The sequence below is a fragment of the Dorea sp. AF36-15AT genome (assembly GCF_003477705.1).
Classification (GTDB): domain Bacteria; phylum Bacillota; class Clostridia; order Lachnospirales; family Lachnospiraceae; genus Claveliimonas; species Claveliimonas ammoniilytica.
Map to the genome: position 1 here is coordinate 18573 of NZ_QUDV01000008.1, position 24964 is coordinate 43536.

General features: G+C 45.5%; 25 protein-coding genes and 1 pseudogene. 1 reads left to right on the plus strand and 25 read right to left on the minus strand.

The features are described from left to right. Window positions 1-25: 25 nt before the first annotated feature. From DWZ93_RS11360 to DWZ93_RS11420, 13 genes and pseudogenes are all read right to left on the minus strand, one after another. Window positions 26-2269: a C40 family peptidase gene (locus DWZ93_RS11360; protein ID WP_118453015.1), complete on the minus strand. Its 2244-nt coding sequence runs from the start codon at window positions 2267-2269 to the stop codon at window positions 26-28. 51 nt (window positions 2270-2320) lie between these two features. Continuing rightward, window positions 2321-2779 carry a hypothetical protein gene (locus DWZ93_RS11365; protein ID WP_114100251.1) on the minus strand — a complete coding sequence of 153 codons (459 nt, stop codon included), beginning with the start codon at window positions 2777-2779 and terminating at the stop codon, window positions 2321-2323. Continuing rightward, window positions 2763-5234, minus strand: a complete 2472-nt coding sequence (locus tag DWZ93_RS11370; RefSeq protein WP_117499804.1) for a VirB4-like conjugal transfer ATPase, CD1110 family — start codon at window positions 5232-5234, stop codon at window positions 2763-2765. Before DWZ93_RS11370 ends, DWZ93_RS11365 begins: the two co-directional genes overlap by 17 nt. Continuing rightward, window positions 5185-5574, minus strand: coding sequence for a PrgI family protein (locus DWZ93_RS11375; RefSeq protein WP_118453016.1), 390 nt, complete (start codon window positions 5572-5574; stop codon window positions 5185-5187). The genes DWZ93_RS11370 and DWZ93_RS11375 overlap by 50 nt, the downstream gene beginning before the upstream one ends. Window positions 5575-5596: 22 nt before the next feature. Beyond that, on the minus strand, window positions 5597-6469 hold the full coding sequence (locus DWZ93_RS11380; RefSeq protein WP_015514791.1) for a VirB6/TrbL-like conjugal transfer protein, CD1112 family: 873 nt from the start codon (window positions 6467-6469) through the stop codon (window positions 5597-5599). 19 nt (window positions 6470-6488) lie between these two features. Beyond that, window positions 6489-6584 (minus strand): annotated as a pseudogene (locus DWZ93_RS11385) (Maff2 family mobile element protein); the annotation flags it as partial. Between the two features lie 87 nt (window positions 6585-6671). Further along, window positions 6672-8279: a recombinase family protein gene (locus DWZ93_RS11390; RefSeq protein WP_006573559.1), complete on the minus strand. Its 1608-nt coding sequence runs from the start codon at window positions 8277-8279 to the stop codon at window positions 6672-6674. 134 nt (window positions 8280-8413) lie between these two features. Then, the gene (locus DWZ93_RS11395; protein WP_005946147.1) at window positions 8414-8605 is read right to left on the minus strand and encodes a transposon-encoded TnpW family protein; all 192 of its coding nucleotides are present in this window, start codon (window positions 8603-8605) and stop codon (window positions 8414-8416) included. A gap of 12 nt (window positions 8606-8617) precedes the next feature. After that, window positions 8618-9457, minus strand: coding sequence for an ATP-binding protein (locus DWZ93_RS11400; protein ID WP_117930462.1), 840 nt, complete (start codon window positions 9455-9457; stop codon window positions 8618-8620). Continuing rightward, complete coding sequence (locus DWZ93_RS11405) at window positions 9454-10194, minus strand: phage replisome organizer N-terminal domain-containing protein (RefSeq protein WP_117733642.1); 741 nt, start codon at window positions 10192-10194, stop codon at window positions 9454-9456. Before DWZ93_RS11405 ends, DWZ93_RS11400 begins: the two co-directional genes overlap by 4 nt. Next, the gene (locus tag DWZ93_RS15015) at window positions 10184-10378 is read right to left on the minus strand and encodes a hypothetical protein (protein WP_006573562.1); all 195 of its coding nucleotides are present in this window, start codon (window positions 10376-10378) and stop codon (window positions 10184-10186) included. The genes DWZ93_RS11405 and DWZ93_RS15015 overlap by 11 nt, the downstream gene beginning before the upstream one ends. A gap of 174 nt (window positions 10379-10552) precedes the next feature. Further along, on the minus strand, window positions 10553-12172 hold the full coding sequence (locus DWZ93_RS11415) for a relaxase/mobilization nuclease domain-containing protein (protein WP_182400593.1): 1620 nt from the start codon (window positions 12170-12172) through the stop codon (window positions 10553-10555). Further along, window positions 12144-12542 (minus strand): plasmid mobilization protein, encoded by a 399-nt coding sequence (locus DWZ93_RS11420; protein WP_040647222.1) that lies wholly within the window; start codon window positions 12540-12542, stop codon window positions 12144-12146. The genes DWZ93_RS11415 and DWZ93_RS11420 overlap by 29 nt, the downstream gene beginning before the upstream one ends. Window positions 12543-12585: 43 nt before the next feature. On the opposite strand from DWZ93_RS11420, the gene DWZ93_RS14870 reads away from it, so the two are divergent. Continuing rightward, window positions 12586-13038: a hypothetical protein gene (locus DWZ93_RS14870; protein WP_173792342.1), complete on the plus strand. Its 453-nt coding sequence runs from the start codon at window positions 12586-12588 to the stop codon at window positions 13036-13038. Here DWZ93_RS14870 and DWZ93_RS11430 read toward each other — a convergent pair. The 12 genes from DWZ93_RS11430 to DWZ93_RS11485 form a co-directional block, all read right to left on the minus strand. Then, window positions 12983-13393: a hypothetical protein gene (locus tag DWZ93_RS11430; protein ID WP_015527903.1), complete on the minus strand. Its 411-nt coding sequence runs from the start codon at window positions 13391-13393 to the stop codon at window positions 12983-12985. The genes DWZ93_RS14870 and DWZ93_RS11430 overlap by 56 nt on opposite strands. A 57-nt stretch (window positions 13394-13450) precedes the next feature. After that, window positions 13451-13648, minus strand: a complete 198-nt coding sequence (locus tag DWZ93_RS11435; RefSeq protein WP_005921293.1) for a helix-turn-helix domain-containing protein — start codon at window positions 13646-13648, stop codon at window positions 13451-13453. Beyond that, window positions 13626-14084 (minus strand): RNA polymerase sigma factor, encoded by a 459-nt coding sequence (locus tag DWZ93_RS11440; protein ID WP_023921375.1) that lies wholly within the window; start codon window positions 14082-14084, stop codon window positions 13626-13628. The genes DWZ93_RS11435 and DWZ93_RS11440 overlap by 23 nt, the downstream gene beginning before the upstream one ends. 162 nt (window positions 14085-14246) lie before the next feature. Further along, window positions 14247-14834: a DUF2812 domain-containing protein gene (locus tag DWZ93_RS11450; protein ID WP_005927795.1), complete on the minus strand. Its 588-nt coding sequence runs from the start codon at window positions 14832-14834 to the stop codon at window positions 14247-14249. Beyond that, a complete protein-coding gene (locus DWZ93_RS11455; RefSeq protein WP_005927798.1) occupies window positions 14831-15154 on the minus strand; it encodes a PadR family transcriptional regulator in 324 nt (107 codons plus the stop codon). Before DWZ93_RS11455 ends, DWZ93_RS11450 begins: the two co-directional genes overlap by 4 nt. Window positions 15155-15333: 179 nt before the next feature. After that, complete coding sequence (locus DWZ93_RS11460) at window positions 15334-15474, minus strand: Maff2 family mobile element protein (protein WP_118453018.1); 141 nt, start codon at window positions 15472-15474, stop codon at window positions 15334-15336. Between the two features lie 127 nt (window positions 15475-15601). Next, the gene (locus tag DWZ93_RS11465; protein ID WP_118358487.1) at window positions 15602-17425 is read right to left on the minus strand and encodes a VirD4-like conjugal transfer protein, CD1115 family; all 1824 of its coding nucleotides are present in this window, start codon (window positions 17423-17425) and stop codon (window positions 15602-15604) included. Beyond that, window positions 17422-17985: a PcfB family protein gene (locus DWZ93_RS11470; protein WP_114100248.1), complete on the minus strand. Its 564-nt coding sequence runs from the start codon at window positions 17983-17985 to the stop codon at window positions 17422-17424. The genes DWZ93_RS11465 and DWZ93_RS11470 overlap by 4 nt, the downstream gene beginning before the upstream one ends. After that, the gene (locus tag DWZ93_RS11475; RefSeq protein WP_005423569.1) at window positions 17986-18264 is read right to left on the minus strand and encodes a hypothetical protein; all 279 of its coding nucleotides are present in this window, start codon (window positions 18262-18264) and stop codon (window positions 17986-17988) included. Beyond that, window positions 18254-18397, minus strand: coding sequence for a hypothetical protein (locus DWZ93_RS14875; protein WP_164492145.1), 144 nt, complete (start codon window positions 18395-18397; stop codon window positions 18254-18256). Before DWZ93_RS14875 ends, DWZ93_RS11475 begins: the two co-directional genes overlap by 11 nt. A gap of 68 nt (window positions 18398-18465) precedes the next feature. Continuing rightward, window positions 18466-23727 (minus strand): SpaA isopeptide-forming pilin-related protein, encoded by a 5262-nt coding sequence (locus DWZ93_RS11480; RefSeq protein ID WP_118453019.1) that lies wholly within the window; start codon window positions 23725-23727, stop codon window positions 18466-18468. Between the two features lie 462 nt (window positions 23728-24189). After that, window positions 24190-24810, minus strand: coding sequence for a sigma-70 family RNA polymerase sigma factor (locus DWZ93_RS11485; protein WP_118453020.1), 621 nt, complete (start codon window positions 24808-24810; stop codon window positions 24190-24192). Between the last annotated feature and the right edge of the window lie 154 nt (window positions 24811-24964).

A 24964-nucleotide genomic window follows, 5' to 3' on the forward strand; every position in this document is an offset into this window, starting at 1 on the left:
CTTTCACCTCCCTTCGTTCACCCCTTTATGGCAGTCTTCCAAAGCACATGAAATGTTGCTGCCAGTAGGATGTGCTGATATTTGAGTAATGGATCGGATCCCCGCAATGGATCATCATATTGTTACCGACATAGATACCCACATGGCTTGCACCGGATGTGTTATACGTTCCCTGGAAGAAAATCAGATCTCCTGGTTTTGCTTCTCCCGGTGATACATAAGTACATACGCCTCTTAATCCTTCTGCGGTCAACCGTCCATAGTTCCAGCCATTACCACAATGGTTAATGACATAGGATACGAAACCTGAGCAGTCAAATCCAGATGGAGAGTAGCCACCCCATACATAAGGTACTCCCAGATATTTTTCTGCTTCTCGGATCATCCGGGCAAATTCTTCATCCTGCAGTGCTTCCGGTGGAATCTCATAACTCATTCCATTACCGCCTGATCCACTGGTCACATTGTTTACATCCCACAGATAATTTCTGTTTCCATAGGTCGTATTTAATGCATTATAGATGATCAGCTGCTCCGCATTCAGATTGGCTCTTGCCACAGCGTCAAAGCTTCCATTTGTCAGTGTCACATATAGAATCTTCTTAGTGCTTGTACTGGTAACCGTTACTTCCTGACTGCCATTGTCATCTGCGATATAGGCTTCCCAGGTCTGATGTCCATGAGCAGAAGCGGCAGCATGGTTATCATAGTAAACGTCAAACTGCACACCATATCGTGCAAAGGCTCCGGTATCCTCAACTGTGTATTCCACACCATTCATTACTACCTTAGTGCCAATCGGCACAAATGGATTGGAAGCATCTACAGCAATGGTATGGTTTGCAGTTGGATATGCACCACTAGCAGTTGGACCTCCGGACCATACACCACAACAGATTCGACAGTTACAATATCCGCTGGTCACTACCTGTCCTAATGATTCTCCGACTCGAACATTTCTGGTTTCTGTCACCGTTTCTGTTCGACCTTCCGTATTCAGATGATATTGTGCTTCAAAAAGAGCTTGCAGCTCGTTTTCAACATCTGCGTACGTCCAGTCCCCATATTTTGCGGTAAGATACGAGATAAGATGGTATGGATTATGGCCGATCTCAGCAATGTTGTACTGATACTCGTCATAATTCGGATGTCTTCGTTCCATCTCATTGATCTGCTGGTTCAAGGCACTTTCCAAAGCAGCATATCTGTTTTCAGCAGCATAGATATCCTCATCCGAACTTGGATACGTTGTAATACCGATCACAGATCCAGCTCCCTCTATAGAGGCACTGCAGCTCCCCAGGGATACCGCTATGACAAGAAAAAGAAGCGCAAAAATACCGATGCCTGCGAACATGGCACGATTACGCTTTATGATCTCTTTCAAGGCGATCTTTGCTTTTACCGTCATGTTCTCGACACCGGCAATGGTTGTTGCTCCACCCAGACTGCCAGCGGATTTTCCGGCTCTGGCTGCTCGGTAAGCATCCTTATATCGTTTTTTCTGGAAGAAGCGGTTATAGAAATGTCTCTTTTGTTCGGCTTTCTTTACCGTTTCTGCATTCTTGACTCCTTCCATACTTTCTGCAGAACCAAATTTCAGTTTCTTTTCTACAGTAGCCTCACGATAACCTCTGCGATGGGTTTTCACATCCGTCCGTTTGCTGCGGATCTGAGCATGACGCAGACCACGTAACGCATCTTCTGTTTCACGCTCTACAAGTCTGGCACTTTCCACACCTGCATTTTCATCTGTTTCTTCCTCTTCGGAAGAGACTGCTTTCATGCCAGATATAACAGCTTGTGTAGCAATGTATTTCCCGGCTGTCCCTCCCGGTTTCATGCCAGCACCTTTCACCATCTGATTTCCTTCATCATCAAAAGATAATCTTCCAGCTTTTGCCTGTTCTTTGGTCATCTGTTTTTGCAACTGTTTCTTCCGAATGGATTTCTTTTGGCTGTTCAGATTATTATCATCATCCGGGATTTTTTCATAACGATGCAGTTTCTTTCGATATCCGGATACTTTTTCTTCCGGTGTAACTTCAACTGTATCCTCAACAGCTTCCTGCCGGACAGAAGATTTACGGACTTTCTCCATCTGCAGTCGTTTTCCTTTTCCCGATTTTGAATCTTCATTCTCAGCCTTTTTCCGTTCCCGTTCAGGAACAAATTCTTCTTTAGTTTCCGGTCGCCCACGGCTCCTGTGACTGATATCTTTTACACTACCATCATGGAGATTTTCTTCTGTCAGACCATCTCTGGTCATCTTTGCGACCTTTTTATCTTTGCCTTTAAATTCTTTTCCAGCTATAGGTCATCACCTCCTGGCACAACTTTTCTTTCTGTACTCATTCAGTTCCTGGCGTCCTATAATCGGGATACCAGGATAACCATCTGCCTGTGTCCTGATTGCTGGAGAGCTCGCCTGAATATGAAATACCCAGTTCAATTCACTCGGATCTCTCGGCCAGAAACCATTGATCAGCATAGCCTCCTTGAACTGATTGTTGTGCAGATGGATCTGGGTACGTTTATACAAAACTTCTTTCAGATCATCACTGGTAAGATGCGGATAGATTTTCTGTGCCGGATAAAAATTCCAGAATACCCAGTCAAGGATAATATTCTGTGTTTCCAGCGGAAGTTCATACAGATGATGATCATCATTGACTGTATGAACACGGTATCCTGGCTGCACATTTTCCAGATTTTTCATCTGAATGTAAGGATTATCCTGGTTCCACTGCCTGATTCGGATCTTATCGATTTCCTTCATGTTTTTCCGCCTCCATTTCTTTCTCTCGTTTTTCAACTTCTTCCGGTTTTGTAGTCATCAAACTGTACAGCTTCAAGGTCTTATCGAACTTGTCCTTAAATGGAATAATTGTTGTTCCATAGAAAAGAAGTCCTTCTCCTTCCCCGGAATTCGTCACATAAGACAACTGATATGGGGAAATATTCAGCTGTTTTGCGAGGATCTGTCTGTCACCTGCCGCCTGGTTCAGCATCAGGATAAAATCACTGTTCTCAAAGATATTTTCAATCTCCCTGCTGGCAAGAAGATCCTTAATGTTCTGAGTGATACCAGTCGGTACACCTCCCCATTTACGGAATCTCTTCCAGATTTCTACGGAATAAGCTGCTGTCTGTTCTTCTTTGAGCAGAAGGTGGAACTCATCGATGTAGTACCTGGTGGATTTGATGCCACGGTTGATCGTAACTCTGTTCCATACCTGATCCTGGACGATGAGCATTCCGATTTTCTTCAGCTGCTTTCCAAGCTCTTTGATATCAAAACAGACAATTCGATTATTCAGTTCCACATTGGTTCTATGGTTGAATACTTTCAGTGATCCATTTACATAGATTTCCAGTGCTGTTGCAATTCTCTGGGCCTGTGGTTCTTTCTGCTTTCTGAGGCAGTCATACAGGTCACCGAGGACCGGCATGTTTTCCGGTTTTGGATCTGCAAAGTACTTCTGATACACCAGTGGAAGACAACGGTCGATCACTGATTTTTCCTCTGCTTCAATACCATCCCTGCTTCCCATGATCAGCTCACATAAGGACAGGACAAAATCAGATTTCACACCAAGTGGATTGTCATCATCGGAATAATCCATATTGATATCCATCGGATTGATATAATCCTTACTGGTTGGTGAGATGTGTACTACCTGTCCGCCAAGTGCATGGACCAGCGGGTAATACTCGCCCTCCGGATCTCCGATGATAATGTCATCCTTCGTAACAAAGAACGCATTGGTGATCTCTCTTTTTGCTGCAAAGGATTTACCGGATCCAGGTGTACCAAGGATCAATCCATTCGGGTTTTTCAGCTTTTTACGATCCACCATAATCATGTTGTTACTAAGGGCATTCAATCCGTAATATAAGGATTCTCCCGCCATAAATAGTTCCTGTGTCGTAAATGGAACAAAGATTGCTGTGCTGGTAGTCGTAAGAGCCCGCTTGATCGGGATATGATTTACTCCCAACGGAACACTACTCATAAGTCCTTCTTCCTGCTGATAATCCAGACGTTTCAGTACACAGTTATATTTCTGGGCGATACCGGCAGTCTGGAAGATGGCATTATCCAGTGCCTGCTTTGTCTTTGCGGTATTTAAAAAGAGCGCTGTTACAAGGAACATACGCTCATTTCGTGACTGCAGGTCTTCCAGAAGCCTTTTCGCTTCTCCGCCATACGTGTTCAGATCCGATGGGATAATATCCATATCATATCCGGCCCGGACTGCTTTTTTCTGTTCTTCGATTTTCATACGATTGATATCCGTCACTTTGCTTTTTACCAGCTTGATTGCCTTCATCTGATCCACCGACTGCACATGCAGGTTGACGATCAGGTTCTTATCAATATCCAGAAATTCTGCCAGCATCTTATCCGTAAGCTCCGGCGCCAGGATCTGCAGATAGGAGACAGCCCCGATGGTATTTCCCATCTGGAATGTATTTCTGTCCCGGAACACAAAACTGGTCGGTGCCACATAATCCTTTGTATTGAGTCCTGTCCGGATCATGGATCCATAGTCAAACTGGAAATCTGTCATCACATCCGGATTGAATGTCTCATATAGGATCTGCAGACGTTCCACGCCATTCAGCGGATATGCCGGAACTCCCAGGATCTTAAAGTTATTCAGGATATCCGACTCGATACGTTCCAGCTTTGGTTTTGCCTCCCGGATATTTTCTGCTTCAATGGCAAATGTGATATATTTTGACTTCACCAGACCGTTGTTTCCTTTTGCCAACTGCTGTTTCAACATCTTTGCATATTCCATGCGAACATCATCAAAAGCATCCTCCTGTGGCCGGATCTGGATCACCTGCTCAAACTCCTTCATGCTGCTCTTATGATTGATAAAGCTCAGCTGAAAATGGATACTGGCATCAAAGTAATTGAGGAAATCACACCAGTTTTCAAAGATTGCATTTTTATCTTCATTCTGAGCCAGCTGGTAGTTGATGTCATAAAAGCGGATACACTTAGAATAAGTTTTTCCCTGTACCCTGCAGATTCCATCTCTTCCCATTTCCTTATAAGCGATCGACTGCTGGACGGACAGTTTTTTCTGCCTGCGTTTCTCTTCCTGCTTTTCTTTTTTCTTTTTCTCTTTTCTGTCTACTTTTTTGTATCCGGTATCTGCGACAGTTTTCTTATTTTTCTTTTTTCGCAACCGTTTTTCCTCCTTTCGATTTTCCTGCATCCGGAGACTGTCTGATCTGTTCCGGATCTGTCTCATAATAGTTTTCAGTTTCATATTTTCTGACGGGCGGACGAAGAAACTTCACCCGGATCATATGCATCAGAACATCTTCCAGATGCATCCCGTCTTTTTCGTACATGGCAAATAAAAATGGCGGTAACATTAAAAGCACCATGACCGTTGCTGCATTACTGTTTCCCATCACATTACGCAAGAGAAAATAGCTTGGAATTCCCATTGCAGCACCTATCCCGATACAGATCAGCTGTCTTTTGGTCAGGTTAAATGCTACTTTATTCTTTACCTTCGTTAAATCTTTCGGTACGCTGACATATGCCATGATTTTCACTCCTTCCTGTAATTTAGTGCGCGTTAAATATCGACTTACTTAAGGATGCCGTCTTAAAGAGGCTGTAACATAAGATCACCGTGTAAGCCATAACGCCAAATAATGAAGAACTCAGATTATCTGAATACTGGATACCTGCAACAAGCACTGCATAGATTGCAACGCATACCATCATCAGAAATGCCTGGAAAGCCAGGGCAAAGAGTCCTCTGAAATAATTCGTGCCGATCTGTCCCCATTCTCTGTTACTCATAGTTGCGAATGGAATCGGCGCAACTGAGGTATATAGGTAAATCTCTATCATACGTCCATACATAATCACTGTGATCAGTACAGACAGGATTCTCATACAGAAGCCGGCAATAAGGGTTTCTAACGCCAATACAACAAGTTCTCCGATTTCCATACTTTCCAGGGTTGCGGAAAGATCCGTCAATGCTGAAGAAATATCAATGGCGGTACTTCCTGTGATAACACCGGCCGCAGAATTAACTACGTGCTGGCCCACATCGAATACCGCCATTGTGATCGTAAATGTGTTACTCACCAGATATACAGCGATCCACATTTTTACGAAGTACTTGAAAAACATCCAGGTATCAATATCATGCATGTTGTTGCGCTCGGTCAGCATAGAAATCAATTCATAACAGAGTACGAGTGTGATAATAATACCTGCGATCGGCATGATCACAGAATCCGATAGGTTCCGGATCATACTGAATATGCTGCCGTTCCACCCTTGCGGGGTCTGTCCAACCTGGGTGGCGATCTCACCGGTCTTTTGATTGACATCAGTAAACATCGTATCTAGATTGGAAGTGATCATCCCGGTTAAGAGTTCCCTCATCCATTCCTCAATCGCATCAAAAATCTGACTGAACATGGATCTCTACTCCTTTCTCTTAACCAAATAATCCACTCAGAAGCGGGATCAGCTGTGTTCCGATCAGGATAACACCACCACCGCTCATCAGCTGCTTAATTCCCTGGGATTTTGCTTATGTGTGATAAAGAAGTAATAGAAGTGTAAAAAATTTTGCCTTTCCTATCCGATACTCAGCTCTGGTATCGGATAGGGCAGGCGGTCATTCGGGCAAGTCCACCTTGCCGACGAAAGAATAGTAAATCTCAATATCCTGTCTGCGTGTGCCGTTTTCATCGTAGCTGCACTCATGCACAACGATTTTCTCTACAAACTCACGTAAGAGGGTGTGGGTCAGTTCTTCAAAGTTCATGTGCTTGCGGACAATGTTCATAAACTTTTCTGCGTTTACGGTAGCTTCCTGTGCTTTGGAAAGCTCCGCCTGTATTCTGGCAACACGCTCTTTCAATTCCTGCTGTTCGGCTTCATAGTCTGCCGAAAGCTCCGTGAAACGCTCGTCAGAAATGCGACCGCTTACGCTGTCCTCATACAGCCGCTTGAAAATAGCGGAAAGTTCACCGATACGCTTTTCGGCAGCTTCCAGTTCCTTTTTCTTGGCGGCGTTCCGGCGTTTGCCGCCGTCCTCGTTCTGCTCGATCAGCAGCTTCATAAAACGGGCTTCATGCTTTGCCGCATAGCTCGTCACTTTCCGTAGATTGGAGAGAACGCCCGCAGTCAAAAGGTCGGTGCGGATAAAATGTGCGGTGCAGTCATGGGTGCGCTTCTTGTAGTTCCCGCAGATATAGCAGTCCTGTTTCCGCTTATCGGTCTGGTAACGCTGCTGATACATGACGCTGCCGCAGTCCGCGCAAAAGAGCATACCAGAGAACAAGCCCACTTCATCATAGCGGTTCGGACGCTTGCGCTGTTTGCGTAATTCCTGCACACGCTCCCATGTCTGGGTGTCGATGATAGGCTCATGGTGGTTCTCGAAAACTGCCTGTTTCTCAATGGGATTTTCTATGCTGTGCTTGGTCTTGTAGGACGGTTTCTCCGTCTTGAAGTTCACCAAACAGCCCATGTACTCCCGGTTTTCAAGGATATGCACCACGGTATTTGTCGCCCATTTGCACTCATAGCCGGGGTGATAGCGGCGTGTGCTGCCCGTCCTGCGGTATTCCAGCGTTCCCGGCGTTGGGATTTCCTGCTCGGTCAGCATACGGGCTATCTTGGTCGGACCGTTCCCGGCAAGGCACAGACGGTATATCTGCTTGACCACGGGTGCGGCTTCCTCGTCAATGATGAAGTTTTCGTCCTCGTCCATGAGGTAGCCGTACACGGGTTTGCTCGTAACAGGCTTGCCGCTCATGCCTTTTGACCGTTTTACAGCTTTGATTTTCTTACTCGTATCTCTCACCAGCCATTCGTTGAAAATGTTCCGCAGAGGGGCAAAATCATTATCGCCCTGTGCGCTGTCCACTCCATCGTTAATTGCGATAAAGCGGACGCCTTTTTGTGGGAAAATCATCTCGGTATACATTCCCACCTGCAGGTAGTTTCGCCCTAACCGTGACATATCCTTTACGATAACGGTAGCCACTTTCCCGGCTTCAATGTCCGCAAGCATGGATTGAAAGCCCGGTCTTTGGAAGTTCGCACCAGAATAGCCATCGTCCGTGTACCAGCGCAGATTGGAAAAGCCGTTCTGCTTTGCGTAGGTTTCAAGGATACGCTTCTGGTTGGAAATGGAATTACTTTCGCCTTGCAGCTCGTCCTCATGGGATAGTCTTGGATAAAGGGCAGTGATTTTCTGGGTGGTCTGTCTTAACATAAAATCCTCCGTTTCCGACAGCCAGCCCCACTATTCCGTATTTCGATTATACCACATGGGGCGGCTGTCTGTATAGCGGCTTCTGCTTCTTTACCGCCCGGTAAAATGACGATTTTTCTGTGCGGCTTGTAGCGTTAGGGCGAAAGCTGGGCTTTGTGTCCTGCGGCGGCTTCCGCCTCCAGCACTTTCATCATCTTATCGGCTGCGGTGTCGGTGGTATCTTTTTTGAAAAATCCGGAAACGACAAGGACGGTGTTGCCCATGCGGATCTCTGTCACGCAGTCCGGGCGGCGTTCCGGGGTGGTGTTCTGCTTGTTCTCTGCCATAGGCAACTCCTTTCATTTCATCAATTCTTTTAGTCTGTTCAGCTTGGCTTGCGCCGTTTCACGGCGGAAGTTCTCTCCCGTAAAGAGGATAGGGGCGCACATTTCCAAAAGGCGGTCATAAATCCGGGCATGGGCGGTGTCCAGCGGATTTTGCAGGCTGTCCAATGTCAGATTGGTGGTAACGATTAAGGGCTTGCGGCTGCGGTAGCGGCTGTCAATCACATTGTAGACCTGTTCTAAACCGTACTCTGTGCCGCGCTCCATTCCAAAATCATCAATGATAAGCAGAGGAAAACGGCAAAGACGCCCGATATACTCGTTGCGCCCCTCAAAGCTGGCGGTCAGGTCATTCAAAATCGCAGAGAAGTTCGTCATGCGGACAGCGACTTCCTGCTCCATGAGGGCATTAGCGATACACCCGGCAAAATAGCTTTTTCCTGTGCCGACCTTGCCCCATAGCAGATAGCCGATATTTTCCTCGCGCATGGTTTCCCAATGCTCCACATAGAAGTGTGCAATCTCTATTTGCGGGCATTTCCCGTTGTCGTTGGCGAAAGTCCATTCCTGCATGGTAGGATTGGTAAATCCCCGGCGCTTCAAGTCCTCCACGGTGTCAAGGTGCTTTCTGCGCTGTTCGGCGGCTTCACGCTCCAAACGCTGGGCTTTCTGGCAGTCACATTCTGCCGGGTGGCGGTCACGCCCAAACAGGGCGGCTTGCTTTTCCGGGAAGTAGGCTTCTTTCGGAGTGTAACACTTGCCGCAGTAAAGCAGTCCGTCCTCGCCCGTGTAGTCCTCCGGCTGTGGGGTAACAGCCGCCATATTCAAAACTCGTTCTGTAAACAGATTACTCATAAGCTCTCGCCCTCCTTGCAGGTGTATTCGGGTATGCCCTGTTTCGGGGCAGCCTTTGCGGTATCGTCTGCCGCCCATCTGCGGATAGTGGCGGCGTGGTTTTTATATTTCTTGCCCGTGGACGCGATATAGCCGGAAAGCCGCTCAATGTAGTACGCCCATTTTTCGGGCAGCTCCGCTTGCAGTTCGGAAAGCTCCGTATCAGTCAGAAATACATTCTCATATCTGCCATAGCTGCGGGCGATGGCTTGTCCCTTTAACTCTCCCTCTTTTTCTAACTCTATATCTATCTCTTTCTTTATCTCTATCTCTGGTGGACGAATGTCGGACAAATGTCCGCCATTTGTCCGCGGCGGCAAAAGTGCCTTATTTTCAAGCCTTGCGGCGCGTTTCCGTTCCGCTTCGGTAGAGGATTGACCGATCATCAGCTCGATGTCGGTCATATAAAGCAGCCCGCAGTCAAGCTGCTCCACAAGCCCTAACTGCTGGAAGATGGCTAATGCCCGTTCCACCGTCCCGATTTGGTGACGGGTCAGCGTGGCTATCATCTGGGCGGTATAGGGGATATGCTCGTCAAGCTGCAATCTGCCGCCATTTTTCAGCGATTTTAAGTACAGCTTCAAGAGGATATTGGAATACAAAATCCCGTCTTTCATGTCCTCCAACAGCACAATGGAATCGCTGTCGAAGAAGTTTTCTTTCAGTTTGAGGTAGTAATATTTGCGGTTATCTGCCATTGGCGGTGTCCTCCCTGTGTTTCCATCTCTTAGAGAAATACCGGGGGCAGAGGACGATAATCGCCCGGAAGCTCTGCTTGCAGCCGTGTGTGCAGCCCCGGCAAAGGTCATTGTAGGTAATACGGTTTCGGTGGTTGAGGAAAAAGCTCCATTCCAACCGCCGCTTTTTGCTCATGCGTGGCATTTCTCGCTCCTTTCTGCCGTTTCCGCTGGTATAAGCGGATAGGTCGGTAAAAATGTAGTTTCTCGGTGTCATTTTCGGGGATTTCCTGCGCTGTGCGCCCCGTTTCAAAGGTGGGCAGTATTGCGGATAGGGTGCAGGGCATATCCCCGTTTTGGTATCGTTTCGGGGCGGTTTTTAACGCTCATGTTCGTGCTTTTTCTCTCTGTCTTTCTCGCCTTGCAGGATTTGAGAAAGATTGCTTTTCACGGTATGCAGCTCCTTGACACGGGCTTTTTTCTCCCGGTATTCGTTGTAATGGGCGTTCTTTTCGGCGGTAAGCTGCTCGATTTCCGCTTGCAGGGCTTTATGGCTTGGCAGCTTGGAAACGCCATGCGCCCGAAAATAACGGGTGGCTGCGTCCGCTATGATAAAATCGCTTTCGTGCCGTTCCCGGTAGGCGCTGCGGGCTTTTTCCGTTTTCTGCGCTTTCAGACCGTCACGGGCAGGCTTGGTCTTGGCATAGGCAAGCACCTGTGTCTGAAGTTCCTTTTTCTCCCGGATAGCAGCGTCCAGGGCTTTCAGCTTGGCGGTGCTGTCCTGTAAATCCGCATTGGCGGATACAAGGGCTGCGTCCAGCTCCTCCGGCGAATAGCCGTACTGCCCGTAGGCGGCAACGGTAGCCGCCATTTGTTTCAGATTGTGGACTGCCGCCCAGCGGTCATAGCCCGCGCCCTTTCCCTCCGCTCGCTTCGCTGCCCGGTCAACCATGCGCTGAATACCGTCCTTTTCCGGGGTGGTTTGGACAGCTTTTTTGCCCTGCAAACGCTCCCTTATGTTGCGGGGGTATTCGGGTACGGTTGCGGTCTGCTCGGCGGCTCTGTGGGCGTTCTGTTCCAAAAGGGCAAGAACGGCAGCGCGGTCAAAATCATCTCCCAGCTTGCGGGCGGTAATGGGCTTTGTCCTGTCCGGCGTGAGGTAGGATAGCCGCCATCGGCTCTCCTTGACAGTCACGCCCTGTTGCAAGAGAACGGCGGCGAACTCGCCATAGCTTGCGGCAGAGGACAGCGCGGTGCGTATGGCCTGCCGCAATTTTTCCTTGTCTGTTTCAAACTTCGTGGGCTTGGCTGGCTGCTCCTCGGCTGGCAAGGCGGCAGCTTCCTTGTCCAGCTTTACCTGCCCTTTCCGCTGCGCCCAATACTCACGCTCGGTAATGCGGCTTTTGCTGCCATGCAAAAGGTCGATTTGATAGAGATTTTCCCGGTGGCACAGCTCCATGACTTCGGCTTTGAAGTATTCCATCGCCGCGTCTGTGCAGCGGTGTTTGCACCCGGCGCGGGTGTCTGCCGGTCTGTCCATATAGGGCAAGAATGGAACTTCGGCTATCCGCAGAGAATTGATAACGATATGCACATGGATATTGCCGCTGTGGTTGTGTCCGTCCGGGTGGGTGCAGACAATGGCTTGGTGTCCAGGAAACTGCTTCCGGCAAAATTCCTCGCCCAACGCCTGCGCCCGGTCTACGGTCAAACCGTTGTCCACCGCGTCCCGTGGGTCAAAGCTGATAATGTAGTGGTGGCTTTTTACATCTTCCCGCTTCTGGTTCTTCCCATAGCGGAGATTGGAGCGCATACAGGCAACGGCAAAATCCTCGTCGCCGCAGTTCAGCGTGGCTATTCGATAGTCCTCCCTGAGCATGAGCCGCCCGTTTTCATCAAGGGTGGGCTTCATGGTAAACTCGTCATGTTCAAAGGTGAGGTACTGCTCGGCTGCGCCATAGTCCGCATTTTTAGAGCTGATATGTTTGAATGTTGCCAACAGCGTCACCTACCTTTCGCAGGACTTCAAACTTCAAGGCAGCAAGGTCAGAAATGGCGGCGCGGACTTCAACGGACAGGGCGTTGTATGGTGTGCCGTACTCGTTGAGGGCGCGGGCAATCTGATTGAGGTTGCCACCGATTTTTCCATATTCGGCGGTCAGCCTGCCAACGGCGGACAACAGTTCATCATTGACCGGGGAAACGGTAACGATGGGGCGAATGGTCGCCCGTGTAATGGCTTGCCGGATAAATTCGGCTTGGCTCATGTCATAGTGTTTCAGCCGCTCGGTAAAGTCGGCGTATTCTTCCTCGGTCATGCGGGTTTTGACCACATGGCAGCGGTGGGGCGTGTTGTATTTTTTCTTCAAGCGTTGACCTCCTTTCTCGCCCGACAGGGCGCATGAGCAGGGTTTGGGGAAGGCACTCCCCAACAAGATTTACCAAAGGGGGCAAAACCGCAGATATGCGGATTTTGGCACCGTGGTAGAATCTTGCTCTAAAAAACTACCGCTTTCCTCGGCGGCTCTGGTTTGCGGATATACTGGCTTGCTCCACCAATATAGCGATTGCGGCGGCGTGTTCTGCCCGCTGTTCACCACTACAACGGTGAAAAGGGGTCGTTTTGGCAAACGCAGCGGAAATTTTTTTGTTTTTCCTGTCTGCTCCCTACAACAATCCGGCGGTGTGGTTTGCCAAAGATTTTTGAAAATGGGCGCAAAAAAAGCAGTAAACCTTTTCAAGATTTACTGCTTATCTGCCGCTGTGATGGGCGGCGGTATTAAATTGTCAGCCGTTTTTCAAATGGAATTTATCTGCAATCGCTTTCTTTCCGCTTTCCAATTCCTTTTCTGTAATCTTCCATAATCCTAACGCAATGATCTGCTATCTTTTGCATTCCGAGTTCTTCAAAAAAGGCAATTTGTATTTTCATCAGTTCTTCACAAACAGTCAACTTCTGCTCATCCATATTGCTAATAGCAAGCCATGGGAACGCTTTATATTTCTTAGTGTCCCCAATGAGAAAATTGTACCCTATCAACTCATTTTCACGGAAAACGAAATAGAATTGTGGGCCTGAACCTGGAACTGACTTTTCCATAATTTGCTGCATTGTTCTCACGCCGCCGTATGCCGGAAAAAAACCTATTCGCTCAAGAGCATTTAATATGTCAATCCTTTTATCTGTGGGTATGTCTCTATAATTGATAATCTGTTCCATTTGCTCTACCCTCATTGAAGTTTAATTTGTCAGGCTCTAATTATACAACTTTTCTGTTTAGCGGTCAAAGCGGAACTTCAACAGGCTTTCTATCAGTTGCCTGACGATATGCTCCTGCATATCCGTGTTAATCTGTCCGTCCATTTTCGCACAAGAGCGGACATATCCCGCATAATGGGATAGGACGGCGGCAACAGCTTCCGGGTCGCCCTCGCTTGCCTTAACGATTGTCTCATAGGGAAGTAGCTGGCTCATAGGACAAACCCTCCAACTCTGCCCGTAGCCGCCGTAAAATCATCTGAATACGCCGCCCGGTTGTGTTGCCAGCCCGTCCATATCTCCGTCCAATCTCCCTATGCGTCAATCGTTGGAAGTAGTACAAGAAAATGATTTCCTGTTCCATCTGTGATAGTGCGGACAGGGCTGCGGCAAGCTCTGGACTTTCCAAAAGCACCATCTGACCACAGACGAAAAGCGGATAGCTGGTCATGCCGGATTGCTCCGCAAAGTATTTATCTGTGGTACTGAATGGATAGTGTTTTTCTTCTATCAGATATTCAAGCGAGATTTCCCGCTTGCGGCGGCTCCGTATGCTCCGGGCTGCGTCTATGGCAGCGTGGCGAATAACAGTCTTGCAAAAGGCATCGTGTGTATGCCGGATATGTTCTTGATACTTTTCGTGTTCGGTCATGGAAAATCCCCCTTTCTGAATAATGGCAGAGGGCGGCAGCGTCTTGTGCTGTCGCCCTCTTGATTACCGAACAGCAAAGACGGGCGGGGCTGTCAACGGCGGCACATTTCCGCCGTTCATCTTGACCGTTGACAGGCTCGGCTGGATTTGCTATTTATTTCCTCACCATTCCTGTGTCTTGGCTTCCTTCCGGATTTTCATTATCTGTATTTGATATATACTGCCAGGAATTACAGAAACCAACGCAAAAATACCAAAGATTATAGACTGCTTTGTAACTGCGAATAGTGCAAACATGAGCAGTAGAAATAGCCACGGATTGCGTAAGTTGCGATAATATTTTTCTTTATCGTCATAAGAGGTATGGAGTTCAAAAGGCTTTCCATCATTTGCTTTTTCCACAATCAAGATTTCTCGATTAAAAGTTGTTGTGTTTGTCGCAATACGACCGCCCCTTTCTGCCCATGGGCGCCAGCGAACTTTTCCAACAGAATAGTTTAGATTGATATTTTTAAAAAACACCTTATATCCCATATCCTCCAAAAAATTAGCATAATCTATTGAACTCTCTTTTGATTTTTCTCCGATAAACTCTACACAATAGGTCACTTCATCGGGCTTACATTTTTCAAATTCGTATAACAGTTTTCCTGTCCGAACAAGTCGATAACCCTTTTCAGACATTTTGTTTAGCCATTTTTCCTGCGTATTTAGCAATCCGCCAAAAAAGCGATAACATTTTTTACTCATACTGCACCTCCAATAATTTCACTTGCAATGCTTACAAGTTCATTTAGTCTTGCAAGCTCTTTTTCTGCAATTTCTTTTCCCTGTGCTGTAATATGGTATTCTTTTTTTCTTCCCTCACTATCTCCATAAGGTTCAATCCACTTCTTGTCCTGCAAAGAGTTTAATGCTCCATATAAAGTGCCTGCGCCTAACGAAAGCCGCCCGCCCGTTTTTTCTTCAACAAACTGCATAACGGCGTATCCGTGTTTTGGTGTATAAAGAGAGAGTAAAATATAAAAGGTCACTTCTGTAAGTGCGCCACTTTTTGCATTGTCTCTCATAGTCCAGCCTCCTTATTACGGTTACTGTAATAAATATATCACTAACCGTAATATAAGTCAAGCAGATTCAAGGAATTTATTTAAGGGGCATGAAAATGGAGCAGCAACATTTTCGTGTTACTGCTCCACTTGATACAGAATAGTAGGGTACGCTGTTCTCAATTTGTGTTGTTGCTTCTTTACCGTATATGAGCATTTGCACCCGGGTTGTCGTTTCCATAACCTTCCATCAGGTTGATTACGCCCCAGACACCAAGACCGGCACCGATTGCAACGACCAGTGTCTGAAGGATATTGATTGCACTGCTAAAAAAAGCCATAATCAAATGTATGAACAAACGCTTTTCTTATGGTCTGTAAGCGTTTGGCTCTACTCCTTTCCCTTTTATTCAGACCTTTTTGTATCCTTATCAGTAGTAGCAGGGTGCTCGAATTCTTTCTTTCATATCAGTCCTCACCTTCCTCAGCTTCAATCGCTGATACGTCTTCTTGTGTTACAGTTACTTCATACATTTCAAATTCTGTATCTTCGGACATCACCAGTCGGTGTGCCAGATACTTTTCGACATCAAACGCATTATTCTTATTAAAATCGGCAAGCTCTTTGTACCGTTTATGCTTTGTGATGTCATATTTGTTGCTTAAAAACGGCCGGACTCCACGAAGCTGTAAGATACATTTTTCTCCATCCATGACCGCCAGCTCATCTCTACTCATCAGTTCTTTTCCAGTCTTTTGATAATTCAGCCCATAGGACCGGTTGCTGCCTCTGGTGTCTGATGTGTTGTAAAGATCTATGGTTTCCTTTCCCAGGGTTTCTGATATTTCTTTCAGTGTGGAACTTTCCTTTCCACCCAGGAAAAGAACGGTGTCACAGTTACCCGTGATCGTCTCAGCCGCATCCTTATAGATTGTTTTCAGCTGAGATTGTGACTGCAGAATGATAGAAGCGGAGATTTCCCTGCTTCGGATCGTAGCAATCAATTTGTCGAATTTTGGGATCTGTCCGATATTGCTGAACTCATCAAGAAGCAGTCGTACATGATAGGGAAGCCTGCCTCCATGCTCATCATCCGCTTTATCACAAAGCAGGTTAAAGAGCTGGGTGTACATGATTGCTACCACAAAGTTGAATGTGTCATCTGTATCACTGATGATGACAAACATAGCTGTTCTCTGATCACCGATCATATCCAGTTCCATCTCGTCATAGGACATGATTTCTCTTAGTTCCTGAATATCAAATGGTGCAAGTCTGGCACCACAGGAAATCAAAATCGATTTTGCAGTTTTGCCGGCAGCAAGCTTGTACTTGCGATATTGCCTTACTGCAAAGTGTTCTGGATTTTCTGCTTCCAGCTCTTCAAACAATTCATCCACTGCATTTTTAAATTCTTCATCATCCTCCCTGGTCTCACTGGCATTGATAAATTCCAACAGAGTAGAAAAGTTCTGTTCTTCCTCTGGTGCCTCATACCAGATGTATCCGATCAGTGCAGAATACAAGAGACGTTCCGCTTTGACCCAGAAATCTTCATTGGATTTTTCGCCCTCACCCTTGGTATTCGCGATAATGGTATTGACCAGCTTCAAGATGTCTTTTTCACTCCGGATATAATGGAACGGATTGTAATGCATGGACTTTTTAAAGTTGATCGTATTTAATACCTTGATCCGGTATCCTCCATTTACTAGCATCTTCCCGCATTCAACGATGATCGTACCCTTTGGATCAGTGACCACATAGGATACGTGGTCCGTCATCTGCATAAGGTTGGGCTTCACATAGAATCTTGTCTTACCAGATCCGGAACCACCGATGACAATCACATTCTTATTTCGGGCATACTTTGGTGCTTTTGGTCTGCTGTTCATGGTCAGACGTTCCGTTTCTGTGAGGATGACATTGTTTTCAAAGACCGGATCCATGAAGGGTTCGATATCTTTTCTATTTCCCCATCTGGCCGATCCATACTCCACACCTTGTCGGAACTTCTTTGCATTTTTTGAACGATAGTAGACCACCAGTTTTAATGCACCTGCAACCAGAACACCTACTGCAAGGTCCTGCAAAGCGACACTTGGCAGCCAGCTTAAAAATGCCAGTCGGAAATTGACTAACATCACGCCAAGTCTCTGGACCATGCTTTCTCCCAGGCAATGCCGGTACAGCCAGGATCCTTTATCTGCTACATAGAAAATAAAGAAATATGGGAGATTTAAGACCACCAGCCGTTTGACCTGGATCTTCTGTAATTTTTCCCTAATCATCGTTCCTGACCTCTGGATTTTTGTCTCTGCTTCACACGCTGGCGGTGCTTTGCTTTTCTTTCTACAGATTTCTGCAGTTTCTTTCTGACAGATGGTTTCTTCACCTGTTTCTTTTTCAGTTCTACTCCGGCATATTCCCGGAAAGCCGCTGTCATCACATCCACGTCTTTTGCCTTAAAGAAGACCAGATATTTCGGTGGATCAGCACCAACTTCTTTCTTCAAGCTGTAATCAATGCCGTATTTTCTTGCCACACGGTCAAAGGATTTGATATTTTCATCTGTGATCTTTAAGTTGGAAAGCTGTACTCCCTGTGCATTCAGCTGCTTGATGGTCTGCTTTCCATGCGGCTTTTTCTTTTCAATCTTTTTTCGGGCTTTTTCCCTTCCTTTCTCCTGAGCCCGTCCGGTCTTTTCTGCCATTTTCACCTGCGTTGCTTTCTGTTTCCTGCGGTTGTCCATTTCCAGGAACTTCCGAAGGGCTGCTTTTAGCACACTGGCAGTGATCTTGACTCCCTGGATGCTCAGGCTGATCACTTTCTGATTTACTTCTTCCTGCAATTACCCACGTCCTTTCTTTCCTTTCATCTCAGAATAAAGACGGGCAATACAATATCCGATGCATGGAACATGTTTTCCATACGGACAGCCACCACATGGTGTTGTTTTTACTGCTTTTTTCTTTTCCGGAAGCAGATAGTGGCACTGTTTCAAGCTACAGCCTTTCTTTTTGCCTCCCCACCAGTAACAGTACTTGCAGGACCATGGCTTTTCTTCGCTGTACTTTCTTCCCTCAATAGCTGCATTTGGTTCTATGATCAGATCTTTATTAGTCTTCATTCTGTTCTTCCTCTTTTCTCATGATTTCTGTCAGTTTTTTCTCTGCCTGACTTCCGGCAGCAATGAGACAATACAAAACTGTAAATATTGCCGCTGCTCCCAGAAGAGCAACAAAAATAATGATATTTCTCATGGTTTCTCCCATCTAAAAAAGCGTCCACAGATTCCTTTCGGTTTCCATGAACGCTCATTCTTATTTAATTAGTGTTTCTTTTTTCTCATAAATGCAAGGGCTCCTGTACCAGTCGCACCAATGCCGAGAAGCATAAACCACAGCCACAGATTGGTGTTATCCCCAGTCTTTGGTGAATCACTGACAGGTTTTCCACCTTCCGGTGTCTTTTCTGCCGGTTTTTCCTCATCCACCATGGTTACATGCTGTACTACACTGGTATCCTTTACTTTGAATTCCACATCTTTTGCAACCAGATAGCCATCCGGTGCTGTTTCTTCACGGAGAGTGTATTTTCCGATCGGAAGCATTTCGATGTAATGTGCTTTCTCTGTACTGGTCCAGCTTTCCACAACTTTTCCATCCTGATCAAGGATTGTGAGTTTCGCTCCCGGAAGTTCTTTTCCGGCGATATCCTGTTTGGAGATTTTCACCTTCGTTACATCATCCTTCATCTCAACTTTCTGCACATCGGCAGTATCTTTGATCGTGAACTTCACGCTTTCAGCTGTCACGTAACCATCAGCAGGTTTTGTTTCAACCAGTGTGTATTCTTTTCCGACAGTCAGCTCACGGATCACATGTGCTTCTTTACCGGAAGTCCATTCATCCACGATATTTCCATCAGCATCTACCACTTTCAGCTTACATCCTGGAAGTTCTTTTCCGGTTGTCAGACTGGATTTGGTAAATTCTACAATGGTTGGCTGATTCTCAAAGGTAAAATCATAGGTTACAGTCGGCTGATCCTCACCTGCATACTCAAACGTAAATTCCTTTACTTCATCGTTGGTTACGAATCCGTCCGGTGCATAGAGCTCTTTTACATAGTAAGTTGCTCCTATTGGAAGATCTGCAACAAATGTGATCTTTCCTTCTTCATCCGTAGATTTCAGTTCAATGATCTCATCGGCTTCAATCAGGACTTTACCTGTTGTCTCAGACTTAATGTCTTCTTTGGCAAATAATCCAAAGATAGCGCCTTCCAATGTACGGTCAGAATCTTTTTCTTTCTTAAGTACAGTGACTTCTACTCTCTGGCGGTTGTTCTGCCAGTCTTTGTCATAGACTACAACTGGTGTATTCTGATCCACGTAAGTCAGATCTACATGACGGATCTCACCATCCAGTACATGACCGTAAGCAGTTCCTGTTTCTTTCACATAGTATTTACCAAGTGGAAGATTTTCCAGTTTTGCAATACCGGTTTCATCTGTCTTGATCGTTGCGATCAGTTCATCCTTTTTATAGTAATCGTCACTGACGCCATCGGCAGCCTTAATGTCTTCCTCAGCATAGACTTCAAACGTAACATCTGTCAGCTTTCCGGTTACATAGTTGAAAATGTGTTCCACCACACCTTTGACCTTATCGGCCAGTGTAACAGAATCCAGGAATTCTCCCTTTTTGTTGATGATGAGTTCACCAACCGGTACCTCGTCCTTCATTTCCACTTTCTGAACTTCTCCGGTATCTTTGACTGTGAATGTCACATTATTGGCTACCAGATAACCATGCGGTGCAAACTCTTCATGTAGGGTATAAGTCTCACCCACTTTCAGATATTTGATCACATGCGGTGCATCTTTGGAAGATGTCCAGCTATCTACTACATTTCCATCTTTATCCGTTACTTTCAGATAAGCTCCATCCAGTTCTACACCGGTTGTTGCATCTGATTTTGTGATCTCAACAGTTGTCGGCTGGTTCTTCACTGCAGATTTCAGTTTCACTGTCTGTACTTCCTGACCCTGATAAGAAGCATCAAATCTCAATACTTCCTCAGATAATACAAATCCGTCCGGTGCTTTCAGTTCTTTTACATAATAGCTTCCAAGTGGTAGATCCAGCGTACAAGCTGCCTGACCTTTTTCATCAGAAGTCATTTCCTGTAAAAGAGTATCTGCTTTGACGATCACGTTTCCATCTTTTGTCTGGATGTCTTTTGCGTTATAAATACCGAATACTGCTCCGGCTACTGTATTGCCTGTCTCGACATCCTGTTTTTCGACAGTAATCGATACTTTCTGTCGTTCATCTGTGACAGAGATTTCTTTCTCGATCACTGCAGTATCCTGATCCGCATAAGCAAATTCGACATTTTCCGACACAGTATTTAACACATAAGTGTCCGGTGCATTCTTCTCTTTGACATAGTATCTACCAAGCGGAAGATTCTTTACGGTTGCATAACCATCTGCATTGGTTGTGACGGTTGCTACCAGTGCATCCTTTGCAAAATACAGAGTTCTCTGTCCATCTGCATCTACCTGATGATCGGCAGTATAGATATCCTCTGCCGCATAGACTTCAAATTCTGCACCTGCAAGGCCAGCCATTTCATACTGGAAATCCTTCTCAAATCCCTTTAACACTTCACCCTGTTTATAGATCTTTAACTGACCTTTGACCGGGGCATTGGTATATTCCACATCAATGACTGCATCTCCTGTGACAGGATCTGTCAGATAAGCAGTATCTGTATCAACAGCGACTGTCACATAGTTTTTGGATATTGTGTACCCATCGGGTGCCGTCACTTCCTCAATCCGGTAGTTGCCAGGTTTCAGATTCTTTGGCAGTACCAGGTATCCTTCCTCATTTGTGAAATAGGATTTGTGTACCGTTGGCTTCGGATAGGATGTTGTCTGTTCCACATATTTTTGGTTATCCAGGTCGTATACCTTGAACTCAGTATTGGCCAGGAGTACCGATTTCTGTGTTTCTGCATCCTTTTTGATGATCTTTAATTTTGCTTTGAATTCTTTATCCAACAGCACTCGCCATGTCTGCGGTGTATCCGGATGATTCTCTGTGATCTTCACTACAAAATCATCAACCGATGCATAGTTGTGTTTGCTTGTGGTTTCTCTTACCACATAAGTTCCATATGGAAGCGGAATCGATCTTGCATATCCTTTTTCATCGGTAAACATTTCTGTCTGACCATCTGCAGTCAGTACAACTGGTCTGGCTGAGTCAAAATCATAACTTCCATCTGCTTTTACTTTCAGATCACTAACAAGCCATGCTGAAAAACCGACTCCCTGCAGAAGATCTGCATCGGTCTTTCCATTGTTTGCGGCTTTAATGATCTGGAACGGCTGCTTAATGACTGTTTCTTTACATACAGAAGTTCTTTCTACTGTCGGAACAGTAGCACCTTCGTAAGTACAGTCCACCTCATGTTCTGTCGGATCCAGTACGTATCCCACCGGAGCACTAAGCTCTTTCAGATAATACTTTCCAAGATAGAGATCTGATACAGAAGCTTCGCCATTCTTATCCGTTGTCAGGGATGTGATCAGGCTGTCTTTCTTATGGATTGTTCCGGTTCTTCCATCCGGATGAACAATATCTTCCCTTGCATAAAGACCATATACTGCACCTTCCAGCGTTGCATCACCCTGTGCTGCATTCCCTGTCTCAGCATCCTGTTTTGCAATGTTGAGCTTTGCATTTACACGTTTGTCTGTTACATTTTTGGTCGTTGTCTTTCCGATAGCAAGAGTCACATTATAAGACTTTGTATCGATCTGATATCCTGTTGGAACAGAGATTTCTTTCAGATAAACAACTTCCTGTGTCTTTTCCATTGTGAGCTGTGAAGCACCATTCTGATCTGTTGCAGGCATCTCTGCAATCAGCTTTGTACATGCAGCATCGGAATAGATCCCGTACACTGCACCAGCCAGTGCATTTCCTGTATCCTGGTCTTTCTTTACAATGGATACCTTGCATTCTTTTGTCCAGGTTACTTTAAAATCCACATATTTCTCATTTCCGACACCTTCACCGAAAACAAGAGCCAGGTCCTGTGTTCCGGATCCTGTTACAATCTTGTAAGCAGAGTATTCTTTATCAATGCTTCCCTTCATCCGAGAAGAAAATGTAACACTGACGCTCTCTGCCTGATCAAGTGGTGCTGTCAGATAAAACTGTGTACCTCCACTGATTTCTACACTTGCTCCTGCAGCACTGGTTTTACCGGTTGTCACATTTACAAGCTTTACACCGCTTGGCAACTTAAATGTGATTGTCTGCAGTTTATCTGCTTTGAATGTGATCACGCTTGTTCGCTGGCTGTTTCCTTCCACATAAGCCTTTACATTAGATTCGGAAAAGCTCATATCTACAGACGGAATGTCCGGCATATTTACACAATAATTGTAAAGTTCCATTGCCAGGTTCTTTCCTGTTGCATTGGTTCCGGATGCCCAGTCACTGGATCCATTTGCATAAGCTGCTGCAAGATGGGTAATGATGAATCTCTTTCCTGCCGGAAAATCCGGATGTTTCTCATCGAAGAAACCATTCTCATCACTTGCTTTTGTTCCGTAATAGCAGACCTTTGCAAGTGTCTTTCCATCGGCAAGTTTCTGGATCGTATAAGTTCCATTTCCCGGTCCTTTTTTCGATGGTTCAACACAGTATGCTGTCGCATTGATGCTTCCCCATTTCACATAATATGGACAAGTCAGATAAGAACCTAATCCATAGTCTGCATAATAGTACCAGGAACCAGCTGTAACAGTGACTGATTTTGTTCCTGTCTCACCAGAAGCAAGCATCATTGGCATATCGAAAGTAATACTTTCGCCTGCTTCAAGATCTGCAAGAGCAACATCCTGGTCAACAGCTTCCTGCATAACCTCTGAGAGTGTAATCCCTGTTTCCGGATCAACGGTCTCCTGATCCTCCGTTTCTTCGATCTCTGCATCAAATTCTTTTTCTGTCAGTTCTGTTTTGCTCTCCGTGTCAGCCGCATCAGTTTCCTCTGTAGACGAGTCAGCCTCAGAATCCTCTGTTTCTGTCTTATCGGAAGAACCAGTATCCTGATCAGAAGAACTTTCTGACTGCGAATCTTTCTGTTGATCCGCTTCTTTTACCACGATCTTTCGATTGATCTGGTAGGTTGGGTGATTCGTTGTCTGTGGTTCTACATAATAGACTGCCTTATAGGAATTGGCATAATCGGTAGAAAAATCATTCCCGTCCGTATCTTTTGCTTCCTGAAATGTAACTTTTACTTTGCTGTCATCCTGGATCGTAAGACCGGTATAATCATTCTTTACATCGAAATTGTCTCCAACCTTGATCTCATAATCCTTTGCAGTTACCACTTCATTTTCATCCAGCTGATCCTTGATCTCTTCATAATGCGGAATCTTTTTTACAGATCCAGCATCATCAGAAGCATAGGCAACAGCGGGAGAGAGTACCGTCGATAGAACCGTTACTGCAGTCAGTAAACCGGACATCACCCTGCGTGCTTTCTTTTTCACGTTCATTCTCTTAAATCCTTCCTTTCTGATTCTTTTGTGTATGGTTATCTGTTAGTTTCTGCATATTATCTTTTATACGAAGATAATCACCTCCTTTCTTGAAATTTGCGCTATTTGGGACAGTCAGCACAAGCTGAGATAACAGCACAAATATATGGCGGTACCTGTTTGTCACAAATACCGCCACATGATTTCTACTGTCATCCTCTTTTTAGATTCAGACATTTTATTTTGATTTAAGATTTAAGCGTTTTCCTGTTTTCTTTCCCAGATCCGTTCCTATATCAGTTTCCATCTCTGATACGTTTTCTTCTGGCAGACACGCAGCTTTTCGCTCTATGCATGTTCAAACCAAATATCACTCCGGGCAGGCTATTCATTTTTCAAGGTACATAAAGGTGTTCTATGCAAACCCTTCATATAACGAAACGCTCAGAGCCTGTTTTACAGTGGTCTAATTCAATTTTTTTAAAATTCTTCGTTTTCAGCCTTTTTTTTCATCGTTTTTAATGCCCTGTTCAGGAGGTCATTTACACTCTGCTGTTTGATTCCCAGATAATCTGCGACATCCTGCTGGCGCATTTCTTCGAAATAAATCAGATTGAGTACCGTCTTTTGCCTCTCTGTCAATTCCTTGATCAGCGCATTCAGAATTTCTCTGTCGATAACATCGTCAACAAAATCTTTTGAAGATCCTCTCATAATCTCCGCATCATCTGTAACATCGCTGTTAGAAAATACACCATGATTGGTGCTGATTTTGCTCTGGCTGTATGCCATACGGTCTTCAGCCTCCATCAGCAGACGGATATACCAGTTTTCATTATCAAAGAACTCTTTATTGAATTCCTTGTTATCGCCAGTTACACTCACATATTCATAGTCATCACAACTATGAAGCGGAAATACGGTTGATTGATTTCCCGCTGTATAAAGCACATATCCGTGATCATAAACAGAGATCGTTGTATCTGCATTGATCATTTCTTTTACTACAACTTTGTGTTCTTTCAAGGATTTCATGCTTGGGATTCTTTTCTCCATATCAGCAACCTTCACGATCTTCTTCAGTTCTTTTAATGTCAACATAATGACCACCTTTCTGCCTTTCGGCTCCGGGTGGTTCTTTCCATCTTTTATGAAATTTCTGCACAGACATAAAGAACTGCAGCACAAGAGGTCACGAACTCACCCGTTTTTTTTGAACGGGAGTCCGCGACTCCTTGATAACGCATAATCTGCT